At 33.2% G+C, this 16,150-nt stretch carries 11 protein-coding genes and 2 pseudogenes; 3 read left to right on the top strand and 10 right to left on the bottom strand.

The window, feature by feature from the left end; translation table 11 throughout:
- Nucleotides 1–555 precede the first annotated feature (555 nt).
- The 4 genes from AAG068_RS12310 to AAG068_RS12295 all read right to left on the bottom strand — a co-directional run bounded on the left by AAG068_RS12310 (nucleotide 556) and on the right by AAG068_RS12295 (nucleotide 5,792).
- Complete coding sequence (locus tag AAG068_RS12310) at nucleotides 556–1,122, bottom strand: acyltransferase (RefSeq protein WP_342719476.1); 567 nt, start codon at nucleotides 1,120–1,122, stop codon at nucleotides 556–558.
- Nucleotides 1,115–2,245: an aminotransferase class I/II-fold pyridoxal phosphate-dependent enzyme gene (locus tag AAG068_RS12305; RefSeq protein ID WP_342719475.1), complete on the bottom strand. Its 1,131-nt coding sequence runs from the start codon at nucleotides 2,243–2,245 to the stop codon at nucleotides 1,115–1,117. Before AAG068_RS12305 ends, AAG068_RS12310 begins: the two co-directional genes overlap by 8 nt.
- Before the next feature lie 19 nt (nucleotides 2,246–2,264).
- A complete protein-coding gene (locus AAG068_RS12300; protein WP_342719474.1) occupies nucleotides 2,265–4,823 on the bottom strand; it encodes a glycosyltransferase in 2,559 nt (852 codons plus the stop codon).
- Between the two features lie 177 nt (nucleotides 4,824–5,000).
- Entirely contained in the window at nucleotides 5,001–5,792 is a 792-nt protein-coding gene (locus tag AAG068_RS12295) for an enoyl-CoA hydratase (RefSeq protein WP_342719473.1), read from the bottom strand.
- Between the two features lie 479 nt (nucleotides 5,793–6,271).
- Between AAG068_RS12295 and AAG068_RS12290 the strand changes: the two genes are divergently transcribed.
- On the top strand, nucleotides 6,272–6,547 hold the full coding sequence (locus AAG068_RS12290) for a hypothetical protein (protein ID WP_342719472.1): 276 nt from the start codon (nucleotides 6,272–6,274) through the stop codon (nucleotides 6,545–6,547).
- Nucleotides 6,548–7,119: 572 nt separating this feature from the next.
- Here the strand turns inward: AAG068_RS12290 and AAG068_RS12285 are convergent.
- Together AAG068_RS12285 and AAG068_RS12280 are read right to left on the bottom strand one after the other, a co-directional pair.
- Nucleotides 7,120–7,474, bottom strand: a pseudogene (locus tag AAG068_RS12285) (hypothetical protein).
- A 231-nt stretch (nucleotides 7,475–7,705) separates the two neighbouring features.
- Nucleotides 7,706–8,323 (bottom strand): DUF2238 domain-containing protein, encoded by a 618-nt coding sequence (locus AAG068_RS12280; RefSeq protein WP_342719471.1) that lies wholly within the window; start codon nucleotides 8,321–8,323, stop codon nucleotides 7,706–7,708.
- A gap of 265 nt (nucleotides 8,324–8,588) precedes the next feature.
- Between AAG068_RS12280 and AAG068_RS12275 the strand changes: the two are divergent.
- A pseudogene (locus AAG068_RS12275) lies at nucleotides 8,589–8,743 on the top strand (undecaprenyl-diphosphatase); the annotation flags it as partial.
- Between the two features lie 7 nt (nucleotides 8,744–8,750).
- On the opposite strand, the gene bla reads toward AAG068_RS12275, so the two are convergent.
- Both bla and AAG068_RS12265 read right to left on the bottom strand, forming a co-directional pair.
- Nucleotides 8,751–9,680: a class A beta-lactamase Bla1 gene (gene bla, locus AAG068_RS12270; protein ID WP_428845992.1), complete on the bottom strand. Its 930-nt coding sequence runs from the start codon at nucleotides 9,678–9,680 to the stop codon at nucleotides 8,751–8,753.
- A gap of 361 nt (nucleotides 9,681–10,041) precedes the next feature.
- Nucleotides 10,042–12,174, bottom strand: coding sequence for a peptidoglycan D,D-transpeptidase FtsI family protein (locus AAG068_RS12265; RefSeq protein ID WP_342719469.1), 2,133 nt, complete (start codon nucleotides 12,172–12,174; stop codon nucleotides 10,042–10,044).
- A 330-nt stretch (nucleotides 12,175–12,504) separates the two neighbouring features.
- Here AAG068_RS12265 and AAG068_RS12260 point away from each other — a divergent pair, with 330 nt between their 5' ends.
- Nucleotides 12,505–14,271: a peptidoglycan D,D-transpeptidase FtsI family protein gene (locus AAG068_RS12260; protein WP_342719468.1), complete on the top strand. Its 1,767-nt coding sequence runs from the start codon at nucleotides 12,505–12,507 to the stop codon at nucleotides 14,269–14,271.
- Between the two features lie 11 nt (nucleotides 14,272–14,282).
- On the opposite strand, the gene AAG068_RS12255 is transcribed toward AAG068_RS12260, so the two are convergent.
- Together AAG068_RS12255 and AAG068_RS12250 are read right to left on the bottom strand one after the other, a co-directional pair.
- Complete coding sequence (locus AAG068_RS12255; RefSeq protein ID WP_342719467.1) at nucleotides 14,283–15,110, bottom strand: SH3 domain-containing protein; 828 nt, start codon at nucleotides 15,108–15,110, stop codon at nucleotides 14,283–14,285.
- A complete protein-coding gene (locus AAG068_RS12250) occupies nucleotides 15,100–15,633 on the bottom strand; it encodes an RNA polymerase sigma factor (RefSeq protein ID WP_000435495.1) in 534 nt (177 codons plus the stop codon). Before AAG068_RS12250 ends, AAG068_RS12255 begins: the two co-directional genes overlap by 11 nt.
- Nucleotides 15,634–16,150 lie beyond the last annotated feature (517 nt).

Genomic DNA, 16,150 nt, shown 5'->3' with positions numbered 1-16,150 from the left:
GTGAAGGGCATAGCCCAACGATAGGTGGGAGATGAATTTCGGTTTGGCATAGCCAAAAACTTTTGATAAACTAGCTATATGAAGTTCTTTGATAACTTGATATAGAAGGTTGCAGGAAGAAAATAGAGTGCGAAAACCAAGCCATTCGGTTCCTGCGTAAAATATCAACCGTACCAAAAGAGCGTCCATGCGTTGGACATCTAGGGGTGGAACACCCCGAAGTAACGCTCAGGGAGTCGAAAGGTTACTTTCGTCGCGGAACTGAGAAGCTTCCACTTTAAGCTTTGCTAAGTCGCGAGTAGTTCACGAATTTATGTCTACTTTAAAGCCGTCTTAGTGGTGATGGACATGTGGTGCCCTCTATTACAAGTTTTCTTCCACAAACAAAAAGAACCATAACCTTACCGAAACGGCAAATTTATGGTTTAAATCAAAATTTTATCCGCACAGCTCTATAACTTTTTGCACCCTACTAGTAATCGCATAATATCCCCTCATACACACATGCCTTTGTTTATTTTTTTGAGATAATTTGCAGCGAAATCTTTTAAAGACTCAGGAATTAATGCTTTTTAAAAATTCATTTTCTAATTCTACTATCTTTCTTTTACGAGCTTTTATTTTTTTTACGGGCACCCCGACATACACATACCAATCATCTAAACTTTCTTTTACCATACTCATCGCGCCAACTGCCGCTCCTTCTCCTATTACTACATTTGGAAAGATAATAGAATGCGCACCAACAATGGCATGCTTTTTTAAGATAACTTTTCCAGCCTTCACATTTTTATATTGATGTGGAACAGTCGGTCCCATTAATGTATTTCCGCTAAAATCATCAATTGCTGCATATACAATTGTTTTTGATGAAATATTTGCAAAATCATGCATTTCAATCCCCATTTCTCCTCCATATAACGCTGTATATGCCGCTATATGCGAATAACTTCCAATTGTAATTTTGCCACTTAAAATGCAAAAGTCATCGATTCTTACATTATTTCCAACAGATATAGCACCTGGATTATATATACTGGTTTTTTTACTTATTAATACATTTTCCCCGACAGATAGAAAGCCAATTTCGCTCAACTCTTCTTGACTATAAAAACTATTCATCTGTGGACACCACCTTCTGCATTAAACACATTATAATTTGCTCCACGATTTCTTTCGTCATTCCTTCCCATAAAGGTAGACTAATTATTCGTTTTGCTATTTTATTTGTATTTGTTAAATCTGTAGACTTGTAGTTTTTAAAGAAATCTTGTTGGTGACAAGATGGTGAAAAATATGATCTAGCTTCTATCTTTTGCTTTTTCAACACTTCTATTACTTGCATATTGTTAATTTTTTCTGGACAGAGAATAGGCATAAATTGATGAATAGCTGCTTCTGTCTTTTGAACTTGCCAACCTTTTTTCATTAATCCCGTACTTTGTAATAACTGTTTATACCATTCAGAGATACGATTTCGTTCTTGCATTTTTTGATTCCATTTATTTATCGTTGCAATCCCAATAGCTGCTGCATATTCAGTCATTTTACAATTAAACCCCATCATCATACATTCACGATTATGATCAAATCCAAAATTCCCAATTCTTTTAATTTGATTTATCTCTTCCTCATTATAGCTATATATCATACCACCTTCACCAATTCCAAAAGGCTTTGTTGCATGAAAGCTATATACAATCATACCACTAAAATTCTGACCGTAATGTATACCCTCATGCATTAATCCAAACCCTGGTGCCGCATCAACAACAACCGGAACACCCTTTTTCTCTAATTCTTCATAATCTTTCAATTCCATCCATGATCCGAATGTTGCGTATGGAACAACAACAGCAACCTCTTCTTTTAATTCATCAATCTTATCCAAAAGTACCGTTTTATCCATACACCAATCATCTAATGAAATATCAATAAAATAAGGCTCCAAGCCACACCAAATAGCTGCCAACGGAGTAGCAGGGAATGTAAAACTAGGCATAAGAGCATATTTTCCTTTTTTTCTTTTCTTAAGTTGAATTACCGCCATTAACCCTAGCGTTGCGTTTGCTACTGTTGTAACAGCTCCCCTGTTCTGAAAAAATTCCGACATAATCGTATCTTCAAAACGTTGATTTATAGGTCCATAATTTGTATATATGTGAGATGTATCAATTTCCTTCAATTCGTCCAAATACTCTATTACAGGTACAGTTGAAGCACGTAAAAAAGGAATATTCTCCATATCTATCTATTCCTTCCTATCATTTTCGGACAATATAAAGCATATCCGTTTCAGATAATCCGAATTTCCTAGCAATTTCTATTCCTTGTTTCTCAGCTATGTTATACAATTCCACTTTAAAGCCCGCATCTGTTAATCGTTGAATAAATCCCGATCGATTATAAATCCTTACATGATCTTCTTGACCAAAGGCTATTTTTCTCAATAATGGGGTTACAATAGATTTATCCTCTATAATAAAATCTACATTCATTACTATTGGCACCTGAATAATTCCCCATCCATTTGGCTTTAGTACCCTATATAATTCTCGCATTGCTTTTTCATCGTCAGGCACGTGTTCTAATACATGACTACATAAAATAACATCAAAGGTATTATTTTCGTATGCAATTCTCGTAATATCAATTTCCTCCATTAAAGAATCCTTTGGTTCTAAATCCCCACATATATAAGTAATGTTTTTAAATTGGTTAAGCCATCCTCTTACCTTCACTTCAGGTGCAATATGCAGCATAGTATAATTTCTACTTAACAAATCGGTTTCTGTTTCAATGTACGCACGATACAACCTGTCACGATCCATCGAATAGCAAACTGGACAGATACCTGTATCTTTATTCCACATCTCAAATTGATATTTTAGAAAATCATAATTTGCTGGCCAAGGGGAAAATTTTTCAAATTGTTGATTGCAATATTGGCAATAACAAATATCTTTCTCGAATATATGAGTAACTAGTTTATTTAACCCGCTTTTTATCTTTTCATTATAAATTTGATTTAGTTCTCCACTTCTTACTGCATCCTTCAGTATAAATCCTGCATTCTCCAAACAATAAGATAAGCTCTCTTTATAATCTTGTTCAGCATTTAAAAAACCACTATTATGTGCATCTGTAATTAATTCAATCCATTCTTCAATTGTCATTAATATAAAGTGCATTTGTTTTTGATTTTGTCCACTATGTTGTCTAAAGTAGCTAAGAGGTTCCTGTATATAAACTACTTTCCCTTTCCTCATCATATCTAACCAAGTTGCAATGTCATTAATGGAAGAATACGCTTTTCCCTTAAAATAACCAAATTTCCCTCCAAAAAAATTGCGATTAAACAAAACCGTTGTCGGTTCTCCAACTACGTTTTTCAAGTTTTTCAACATATAATTCCCTAGTGTTTCCCCTTCAAAAATTGTAGTTTCTGTGGCAATTTTCACATTCAATGTTGAGGGTGGTAATATCTCTCCATTCTCATCAATCAGTTCACGGTACGACGTCACAAATGCAATGTTTTCTAATTCAAAAAAGTATTTCATCATTCTCTCAATCTTTTCATGATGAAATAAATCATCATCTAATAAAAAATTTATATATTCACCAGTAGCAAGCTCTATACATTGATTAAAATTTTCAGCCACCAATGGATTTTCATTTTTAACATATGTTATACACTCATATTCTTTTAAGTATGGTTGGATCATTGCTTTTACTTCATCATTTGTACTATCGTCAGAAATAATAATTTCAATATTTTCATAGGTTTGATTCAAAGCACTTTTGAGAGCTAATTCTAAGTAATGAGGTCTATTGTAGGCAGGAATTAGTATACTGACTTTTGGAAGGTGCGAGTTGATATTCATACGCTGTTTTTTCTTTTCTATATTTATTTTCTTTAGCTTGATTTGTTGATAATAGTCCAATGAATATAGTATGGGTGATGGAACAATTCTTCTTGCATAGTCTAGAAAATTAGTAATAGCTTTGTCTAACTCCTCTTCGGAAGATAAGAAACCATATTTTTCTCCAGCTATAATAATACTATGCGAAAAATCTTCTAACCCATCCATCATTTTATTAGATTCATTTAACTGCTGATTTGAATGTAATCGAAAGTAACTGAGGGTCTCCGCTATATATACTGCTTTCCCTTTACTCAGTAAGGATAACCATGAAGCTACATCTACGTTGCAAAGATACCGCCTTTTATCAAACACACCATACGGTTCTGTTAAATCACTTTTACGAAATAAAACCGTTGTCGGTTCTCCTATATAATTCTTTTGATTCATAATCACCATATTTCCTAATTGTGGCCCATCTATAATCGTATCTGTATAAAATAAACGCATCGTTGAATAAACATCTGGCAATAGGTTTCCTTCTGCATCCATTACTTGGCGATGGGATGTTACAAGCTTAATTTCATTATCTAGGTCATTTAAAAAGTATTTCATCATTTTTTCAATTTTATTTACATGAAATAAATCATCATCCATTAAGAAGTTTATATACTCACCTTTCGCTTTATGAAATAACATAAGTGAGTTCTCAAATTGTCCAAGAGTTGACCTATTCTTTATATAAATAATATTTGAATGATCATACAAGTACTTTTGTAACACTTTCTCTGTTTCGTCGTTTGTACTATCATCCCCTATTATAATTTCTATATTAGGATATGTTTGTTCTAATACACTACATAAAGCTTTTTCAAAGTAGTGTGGACGATTATACGTAGGAATTAATACACTTACTAAAGGCGTTTGATTTATTTCCTTTTCATTTGTACCATTTTCCATTCTATTCCTCCGCTTTTTTATTTATTTTCATTTTTAAAATATACATGCTACTACAAATGTACTTATTAAGACGAACTAGATCTGAAAGGTGTTTCGAAAACCAAATAAATAGCTTTAAAAATAGCATCTATATTGGCATAGTGTAGACTAAACCTTGATACCTTTTTGCGTCCCATTCTATTTATTTGTAAAATACGGCATTCTTTTTTCAATAAATGCCTTTACCCCCTCCTTCACATCTTCTGTTTGAAATACTTTTCCAAAGTAACGCGCTTCAATCTCAAGCCCTTCTTGTAAAGGTACTGTTGCACCTTCGCGAATTGCCAACTTCATATAGGCGAGAGCTGGAAGAGAAAATTTACTTATATCCCTTGCAATCTCTTTTGCTTTATTTAACGCCTCTCCTCGAGGTGTAATGTAGTTAACTAAACCTATTTCTTTTGCTTCTTTTGCTGTAATCGATTTCCCGGTGAACATCATCTCTTTTGCTTTCCCTTCTCCAATTAATCTAGGTAAGCGTTGGGTTCCTCCAGCACCAGGAAATAAACCTAACGTAATTTCTGGTAATCCAATTAAAACTTGTTCTTCTATTACCCTTAAGTCACAAGCAAGTGCTAATTCACATCCGCCACCTAGTGCTAACCCATTAACAGCAGCTATAGTCGGTTTAGACAGATTCTCTAGTTGATTAAGTGGCTGTTGCAATTCTAATGATTTCATCTCGGCATATTTTTCACCTTTGCCCATCCAATCTGGAAATTCTTTTATATTCCCTCCTGCCACAAAAGCCTTTTCTCCACTTCCAGTTATAATTACGACTGAAATATCATTATCAATTTCTATTTCCTCTAATACATCTACTAATTGTTGAACTACTTCTAAACTTAAAGTGTTGACTGGTGGGTTTTGAATTGTAACGACTGCAATACTTCCTTTTTTATTACAAGTTACTACACGTTCATTCTTCATAAAAAATCCCCTTTTACATTCCCTAATTTTTCACAACCCCAAGCTTCTTCACTTTACTCACCATCAGCATAAATTTCCGAATATGTTTCCGTTTTTAGAAATTCATCAATTTATTGTATGAACTGTAGAAGCATAAAATGAGCAATCCTTTCTTGGCACCATTTTATAATCTCAACATATTTTTAAATTGTTCTTTTACTATATTAATTGGTTTCATGTTTCTTTAGTTTCCGTTACACGGTTTCTGGAGCTGAGATGAATCGTAGGAAAAATGAGATAAGGAGACTGATACATGAGATACATTAAAGGAGAACAATTTCAGAAAAACACTATTTTAGTAACCACTTGTATTTAAGTCTTTCTTAACTATCAGCCCCACCGATTTAGACAACTACCTATTTATGAATAGACAATCATCTAATTTATGTTAAATTCAATAAACTATATGGGAACGAATATCAAAACAAGGAGTGATACGTATGTTTCGTCGTCCAACTTGTATGCAAGCTTGTTTAAATAGTGGGCATGATTACGATTATTGCCGTATATGGTGTGAACCTATTTACATGGTTCCTACTTATTCCTACTCAGTACAACCATCGTATACAGCACCTATAGTAACACCATATAGTTCACAGCAATATCAGACTTATGCCTATGGGCAACAAACCGACCCGCGTTGGGAATGTTACCGTCAATGTATAAGAAGTGGCGGAAATGCTGCAAGCTGCTGTTATTATTGCGAACTGTGCTAACAACAACTCTTAATTGTGTGGAGTCCCACAACTGTAGTGCACAAACAGATTACAACTCATTAAAAGCATCCGTCATAATTTTAAAGAAACTATCGATCTGCACTCCGATCTCTCGTTATTTCCATCTTTCTTCGCAACCATTCTTTTATAGGACTTGTTTGGTGTAATAATAAAGAGATTCCTCAATTACTTGCTCCCCACTGTACACTTAACTATCACTTTCTTTAGATGACGTAACATTTTTTCTTATTTTGTTTCGGCTTGGATTTTTCCTATAATTTGTTTATCTACCTCTTTCAAAAATGACAATCTCTCGCTTTTCCACAATTTTTTTATGAACTTTAACCTCTACACCCCTATATGAAACAAGGCTCACTCAATTTGCGCAGAAATCATGAAATTTTTACTTATACTTACTAAGGCGCATGAGCTATCATACCCCCGTACACTTTTCAATAAAATTATCGCTTATACTAACTAAGCCATACAAGATGTCCTTTCTACTCATTTTCCATGTAAAAATACGCAATAAATTAACCGGTTCCCTGTAAAATAAAGAACCGGCTATCTATTTACTGTTGTTTTGATGTGATTTTTGTCTTGTAATGGTGGTGATTATTAGTTTGGTTACCATGTCTCTCTTGGTTGTTAGGCGTAATTTCATCAGTAAATTCCATATTTGCTAAATTTACTTTGGATGGAATAAATGATCTTGTTTTATTTTGAAAACCTTGAAACGTATTTTTTTATAGGTTTCATCATGCTTGAATTACGTGTTGCTAATACACCTAAAACGGTTCCTAATCCTAGTAAAGAAACCCAAATCCAACCTTTATTGTTCTTCTTTTTATTTCCGAATAACTCAAACATTTGTTGAGTTATTTTTTTTGAATCGAATAATGACATCAAAAAATTAAGGATATTCATTTTTGTCCCCCTGAAAAAAAATCGTAAAAAGAAACACTCTTTTCAATTTCACATATTTTATAATGCGATATTTTATAGAGATTTATGATGCCAACTTATACTAATAGTTCTTGATTTTTAAACCGGAACTTTCTAATATTACTCAAGTGGTTTTTACTGAAATATAAAAAATAGTTTTATAAAAAATCAAAAAGGAACTGAAAAGTTATGTATTATTAGATTGGAAATTTATTAATTCTTTTTCAATTGTCGGTTATATAATGTCGAAAGGGTGAGTAACGCAAGAATCGAACCTACTAAGGCAAGTGACATGTCCCATTGTGCATCCCATATATCGCCTTGCATACCTAAAAAGTCTTTTGCTGTTGTTCCTCCCTTTGCTATTTTAAAAGCTAACCATTCGATGATTTCGTATAGTGCAGCAATAGCAAGCGAAACACTTATACAAATCGTAACTAACCAAGGACCTTCGGTGAGTTGAGTTTTCCGTAATAATATTTCTCTTATCACAATTGTAAACAAGCCTTTCATCAAATGTCCAAATCGATCATAGTGATTTCGATTTAAATCAAAGACATCTTTTATCCAATTAAAAAGAGGAACCTTTGAGTATGTGTAATGACCGCCGATGAACATTATGATGGCTAGTATTGCAATAATGATATAAGAGAGAGTAGTAAAGCGAAACTTATTGTATATTACAATTATAATGATTAGCCCGAGAACGGCAGGAATAGCTTCCGCTGCCCATGACGAGTATCTTGCAGGCTTAATAACAGACCATATAAAAACTGCAGTAACAATTAATAATAAAAATAGATGAATCATTTTACTTTTGTCTCTTATCACTTTTTTCACTCCTATTGAAAGGCTTTCTGCTTAAAGTATTTGAAAAAACACACTTTCGTATACAAAGTACTTGGCACTGTTTGCCTTATTTTACACTCAAGAACAGCTCTTTTAATGATGAAAGTGTTTTTGTCTAGTAGATATTCACAGCCTTCGTCAATTGCTCTAAAAGGTTTAATTCTATATCAATGTCAAGTTAATAATGCCAAGAGAATATAGGGGAGTGTGCTTTCTATAAATTTTTGTGACTAAACTAAAAATGTACATAACCAGTATAGCTATTTGCAATATTACATATTTATTTAATTCTTTTGTTACCCGGATTATAAATGTATTAGGAATACAAAAAGCGATTCTTTTCACATTAAAAAGAATCGCTTTCCAAGTTTATATTTTCAATTACATTACATAAAGAATTGAGAGATTCTCACCTAAGAGCATTAACGACAACTTCAGCCGCCTCTGCAATAAGTTGATTATCATAGGTAGCTTCTTTCTCATCTTTACTGGATAAAATTGCGATAATAATTGGTGCTCTATTTGGTGGCCAAACGATAGCAATATCATTTCGTGTCCCATAACTTCCAGCTCCTGATTTATCTGCAACTTCCCAGTCAGTTGGTACGCCAGCACGAATAAGTTTGTCCCCAGTTGCATTCCCTTTCATCCAATTTGTAAGTACTTTACGTTTATCATCTGGAAGTGCATTTCCAACCGTAAAAGCTTTAAGATTTGTAGCAATTGCTTTCGCTGTACTAGTGTCACGAATGTCTCCTGGAATTGCCTCGTTTAATTCTGTTTCAAAGCGATCAGACATAGTAACCCGATCCCCCATCTGTCTAAGTGCTTTTTCATATCCTTTCGGTCCGCCTATTTTATGAAATAAAATGTTTCCCGCAGTATTATCACTGTAACGAACAGCAGCCTCAGCAATTTCTCCTAGCGTCATTCCAGTGTCTACATGTTTTTCGGTAACAGGTGAATAATCCACTAAGTCTTCTTTCGTATAAGTAATAACTTCATTTAATTTCTCAGTAGAGTTTTGCTGTAGTAATACCCCTGCCGCTAACGCCTTGTAGGTTGATGCAAAAGCAAACCTTTCATTAGGTCGATAAGAGATTGTTTCATTTGTACCAGCATCAATAGCATACACACCTAATCGAGCATCATATTTTTTCTCAAGTTGAGAGAATTCTTTATACGTCCCATGATTATTATGTTTAACTGGTGCTGTCTTTTCTTTCGCTTCAACTTGGAACACCCCTCCTGTAAAAGCATGTAGACTTGTAATACTTAAACCTAATATACCAACGCATATTCCTATCTTTAGCATCCTCTTGTTTTTCAAAATCATCATTCCTTTCAAGATCTTAATACTTTTTTACTTACACATAATAGACAATCACCGAAACAAGTTTGTTCCATCAATTTAAAAACTTTATAACGAATTAACAAAATAAGAGATAGCAACAATGATCGCCACTATCTCTTATTTCAAATCTCATTTTTACTTATAAAAACTTTTATATAAAGTGAAACTTTAATCAGTGGGGGTTTTCTTCATCCCCCACTGATTATCAGCCCTCACCAATCGGACTTTTATGGGCAGCCCGACCCCCACCTAAATTCTTTGCTTTCGCTGAATTTTGAGGTGGGGGTCGGGCTGCCCATTAAAGCGGGATAAACAGAATCTCTTCCCTTAGAAAAGGGGACAAGTTTTACTGATTTTGATTCGGATTATCTGTACTAGTAGCTTCACCTTGTATACGCTGCTTTTTCAAATCAAAGTATACATCTAAAACTTCTTTTCCAATTATAGAATTAATACCACTTTTATCGTTATGAAGCCATGGAACTACTACAGAGAATGCGACTTCTGGATTATCATAGGGAGCATATCCAACTAACGTTAAGTTGTAACATTCCATACGTTCTCCTTTTGCATTTCTACCAATTGGATCATCTCCACCATATACAGTTTGAGCTGTTCCTGTCTTTCCTGCTGGCTTGTATGGAGCATTTTTGAAATGCTTCACGCCAGTTCCATCACCTTCTTGGAATACCCATCTAAAGCCTTCTTTTATTCGATCAATATGCTCTGTCTTCATATCAATCCGATTTAATACGACAGGCTCTATAGAACGAATAACTTTGCCAACCTCTTCTTTTATTGATTGCTCTCGTATTTCTTGTACAATTTGAGGTTGCATTCTATAACCGCCATTAGCAATTGTTGAAATATATTGCGCTAATTGCAATGGCGTATACGTATCATACTGGCCGATAGAAAAATCTAGTAAAAAACCAGGCTGACTATCTATTTTTCTAGTTTGTCCAATTATTTCATTCGGTAAATCAATACCCGTAGGAACTCCTAATCCAAATTGCTTAAAATAATAGCGCATCGTATTAAATGCTTCTTGTTTTATATCCAATGAACCATTTGGTACGTAATTAACGCCCGCAATTTTTAAAGCTGTTTGGAACATATATACATTCGAAGATACTTGTAGAGCTCGTAAATCATTAATATTACCAAATCCGGATACATTCCACGATTTCTTAGCTTGTGTACCTTTAAATTTCATCGGTGCATCATAAAATTGATCTCCTGGTTGTATAGCCCCTGTCTCATATCCAGTTAATAAAGTTGCACCTTTTACAGCTGACCCTAGTTCATACGAAGTTGTCATATTACCTAATGCCAAATCCTCGATTTCCATTTCCCCTTCTTTTTCTACAATTCTTTTGCCTGCCATAGATAAAATCTGTCCATTATTCGGATTCGTCATAACGACAAAAGCTCGGTCCAATAGTGGCTCTGAACTCTTAAAAGCTCTCAAATTTTTCTCTAAACTTTCTTCCACTTTCTTTTGTAATTCCATATCAATCGTTAATGTTAAACTATTACCACTTTTTCCTTTAGAAATTATTTCTGTGTTTATAATATTTCCTGATTTATCTGTAATATTTTTCACTTCTTCTTTTGTACCGTGTAACACATCTTCATATCGTTGTTCAATATAACTTTTCCCTACACGATCATTACGGTTATATCCGCGTACTAAATAAGAATCTAAATTTTCTTTTGGCAGACCTTCTTCACTACTCGTAATATTACCTAACACGGAACGAAATAAATCACCATTTACATAATTGCGCTCCCAATCAACTGTTGCATCTACCCCAGGAAACTCCGCAAGATTTTCACTGATTTGTGCATACTCTTGATTTGTTACATCTTTTTTTATAATTTGTGGTGTCAGTTGATAACCTGAGCTCATTTTACTTTTAATAGCTAACACCTTTAAATCTTGAACTGTTAATTCTGCCAATTCTACTTCTGTAATGCGACTTCGTCTTAAGTCTTCTATTTTTTTATCTAACTCTTTTCCCTCTATACCTTTTTCTTTAAACTTTTCTATATCTTTTTTCGTAATCTTTGTCTCCGCACGTTTCGTATTCAACTGCATCCAAAAATCTTTTTTATCGATATCTGTTAATTTGTTTATATCTTGTTCAGGCATTTCAAGTACTTTTGCCAAGTCTTTTGCAGTTTTTAAAATATCTTCACTAGTAATTCCCTTTGCCCTTGTATACGTAATCGTTCGAAGAGATTTATTATTAACAACTGTTTTTCCTTCTCGATCTAGTATTTGTCCACGTGGAACTGGAATACTAGTTGTTGCATTTTGACTGTTTTCCACTTGATTCTTATAAGCCTCTCCCTCTACGATTTGCACTTTTCCTAGCTGCATAATAATAGCTGAAAATAATAAAAATATGCAAAGGAACATTAGATTTAATCGAATAGATATATATGTCTTCTTATTTCCTTTTTGCTTTTCCATAAATCCTCCATATATTTGCTTATATATTACGTAACGATGGCCGATTATAAATATCGATTCGACTTTTTCACTAAACCATTGTAAGCATCCATTTCTTTTCGTTTTGCTACGTAATTCAAAACTCTCCTGTCTTGTTTTCTCTCTATTTTTGTCGCTTGCATTAGAAATGCTTCACTGTATAACGACCCATCTTAAAAGTAAAATTTCATACTATTTATTCCTTTCTTCATGCTGTAATACTTAATAGACAACCTAAATAATAAAGTTGTTCCACATTTACAAAAAAAATAATTAACTATAATATGGAATAAGCTAAAAAGGGAGGGTTTTATGTTACATACAAAAATAAAAAGGTGGAGATTTATAGCGATTCTTTCTATTGTAGGTTTTATATTAATAATTTTGTTTAAAAGCCATTTCTTTTCAATTACTATCGAAACTACTTCAGCCGAAAGAGGACAAATACTTGATCAAAATGGGGTAATACTAGCTACAAATAAGAAAGTTAAGTCTCTATATTGCACTTTTAATGATGAAAAGATATCGAAACTAGATACATCAAACACATTAGCTTTTTTCAAACAATTTTCAAGCGAGTTTCAACATGACATTTCTGCAAAAGATATAAAATTACACTTACAACAATCTTGTAAAAAGCCAACTATGAATGATATACCGTTATACTCTGACATAAATGAGAGTGAACTTACATTCGTAAATAAGAACAAACCCAATAATGTAATAATTAAAGATGAAGTGATTCGATATTATCCTAAGCATGAAATTGGTTCACAAGTAATTGGTTATGTGGAAAATGAACTTAATTCAGAGCATATGCCTGTTGGAAAAAGTGGGGTTGAGCTGCAATATGAAAATGATTTAAAAGGAAAACCGGGTAAAACTCTTATTTTTAAATTGACTAATAAAAAGTTCTTATGGAACATTCAAAAAGTACAAAAAGGTAAAGATGTACGGCTAGCTTTAGACTCTGAGTTGCAGCAAAAGGCAGAAGAAGCATTAAGATCTCAAATTAAGAAAACACCTGATGCTAAAGCTGGTTATGCTGTAGTGAGCGATGCAAAAACTGGCGCAATTTTAACTATGGCCAACTCGGTAGTTTTTGATCCAAATATATTAAATACACATGTATCTTCTAGAAAAGAAAACATTAAATCACTTTCGCAAAATAAAGCAATTCAAAAATTAAAGTACGGTGAATCTTATGTAAATATGGCCTCTACTATAAAGCCACTTTCTATTTTAATTGGATTAAACGAAAAGCTCTTTCAACCTGAAGATACTTATTTAGATAAGGGTAGTTTTCAGTATGATAATCAAAATAACATTGTGAATGCACCTGGAACGCCAACTGGGGAGATTACACCGCGGCAGGCTATCATTAATTCATCTAACACATTTATGACAGCAAAAGTAGCACTACCTTTATTCAACGAAAATAATGGTAATATAGAAAAAGTAGCAAACATATGGACCGATTATTTAATGCAATTCGGTCTTCGTTCTAAAACGGGGGTTGATTTACCATTTGAAGAAGACGGACAATATGAGCTTCATCCATCTAATAAATTTGAAAATGGAATCTCAGCTTTATTAAATGCCTCTTGGGGAGGAAATGAAGTACACACTCCTCTTCAACTTGCTCAATATGCAGCAACTTTAGCTAATAAAGGTGACAAATATAAACCTCACATCGTAAGTGCTATTATTGGTCCAAATGGTAAGGAAACAAAAAAATTTAAACCCATTTTAGAAAGTTCAAATCATTATCCGATGAACTTTTGGAATGTCGTGCAAGGTGGAATGAGTCAAAATATAGAGGAGATTAAAAAGCTGCCCTTTGACGTCGCAGGTAAAACAGGAATTACAGGTTTTCCGAATGAGCAAGCAAGAATGATCAATCATTCTCTTTTCATTGCATATGCTCCTACCAAAGATCCACAAATTGCCGTTTCTGTCGTTATTCCTGGTAGTAATTCAGAGAAAAACATCGCTGCTCTCGTTACATCAGAAATTTTAGAGTCTTGGAATACACTTCAAAAAGAGAATAAAAACAAAGAGGAAGGTTCATTAAAGTGAACCTTCCTCTTTTACCATATAGAATCAATATTCGTTATTTTCCATTTACCTTCACGATCCTTTTCGAATATGAAAGAATATTTAATATCAGTTAAAACATACTCTTTTTGTACATATCCAGTATTACCGCTAATTGTCGATACTTTTATATATCCATCATTCTGCACTTTTTCCGGAATCCAAGCTTTTACCATTTCATTAGATACTTCATATAAAACTCGTGATTCTCGTTTTGGTTCAGCTAAAATTTTCGTTTTATTTCCAGTAACAGTTGCATATATAAAATGTGCTTGCTTTTGTTCGTTACTTTCTGTCAATCCACTTGGTACTTTGTATGCTTGCTTTGTATCATTTGTAAATTCTCCCCCCATTGTAAGGGCAACTTGCAACTCATGAAAAATATCTTCATCAAACTTCAATTCATCCTTCTTATAACTCTTCCCTTTAAATAAAACTTCATCATTTAACGCTCTATTCAAGTCATTTTCATTTTTTGCATTTGTACTTTGATATAAATCATTCATAAATTGTTTTAATGTTGAATCTTGAGCAGACTCATCTTTCGTTTTAGGCTTAATTTGAGTGCTGCTTTGGACCGGTGATTTATTTTCATCAAGCCAAGGTTGTTGCACAATAACAAATAACATTGTACAAACGAAAACAACTACAATAGGCAGCACTTTTTTACGAAACGGTTTTTTATGTTTTACAAGATCCGCTTCATTATTTTCATATATAGACTGCTTTATTTTAAAAATAAACTCTCCTTCATCTTTACGCTTCTCCATGGGACCTTTTTTTAATTTACTATACCAGTCGGGATTTTGTTTATTGTTCATCACTACTACCCTCCCCAATTAATTTTGAAACCTTACTTCTCGCTCGGCTTAATCTAGATTTTACAGTTCCAATAGATACTCCTAGTGTTTCAGCCATTTCTTCATAAGATAATTCATATTTCGCGTCTAAAATTATTATTTCACGGTGTTTTTTAGGTAGTTTTAATACAACATCCCACACTTCATTCATTTCCTCTTGATTAAAAAATTCTTTTTCTGCCGATGGAGATTGTTTATCATCACTAAAAAATCCTACTAAAGATATCCTTTTAAAATAGGAGGATTTCAAATAGTTTATTGCCGTATTTCTTGTAATTTTTAATATCCACGTTTTAATAGATGACTCCTTTCGAAATGAATTCCAGTTTTTAAATACCTTTATAAATACATCTTGCGTGATATCATCTGATAAGTGTGGATCTTTCGTAATAATAAATGAATAATTCCATACATCTTGCCAATAATCGTTTATAACATAGTCAAGCTCATCATGATTACATTTTTCAATAAACTTCTGTTCCATTTCCACACCTCGAACTTATTTGAATAAACATAAAACTACCCTCACTTTTATTATGGTTTCAATATATAGACAAGATACAAGTTGCATTTGTTCCATTGTTTATCTTTTTTTCAATAGAAAAACCTACTAAAAATGTAAAGGTGTGCAATTACTTTCATAAAATAATCAGCTATATATTCTTTCACATGACAGGCTCCTAAAAGACAAGTAACGCATACAATATTAAAAATACACTCATAAAAATCTGATTATTATTTTGAATTTCACGCAATATTCTACTTGTATTACCTTTTTTCTTAGAGCACACTTATTTGTGTGCTCTATTTATTCTTTACTACATAACTGTTTTGTTAAAGTTTAAAATTACCCTCACTTGTCCATTTCAATTTATTTACCTCTTCTATTTACTATCAGCAATGTCACCCTTTCAAAAATGAAAATAAAGATGGGATATCAACTTTCTACACACACAACAAAAAGCATTCTCGATTAAGAAGAATGCTTTTTCGAAGCTTAA

It is taken from the genome of Bacillus paramycoides (genome assembly GCF_038971285.1).
Lineage (GTDB): Bacteria > Bacillota > Bacilli > Bacillales > Bacillaceae_G > Bacillus_A.
Note: the sequence above shows the minus strand (reverse complement) of the source record. Positions and strands in the feature narration are given on the sequence as shown.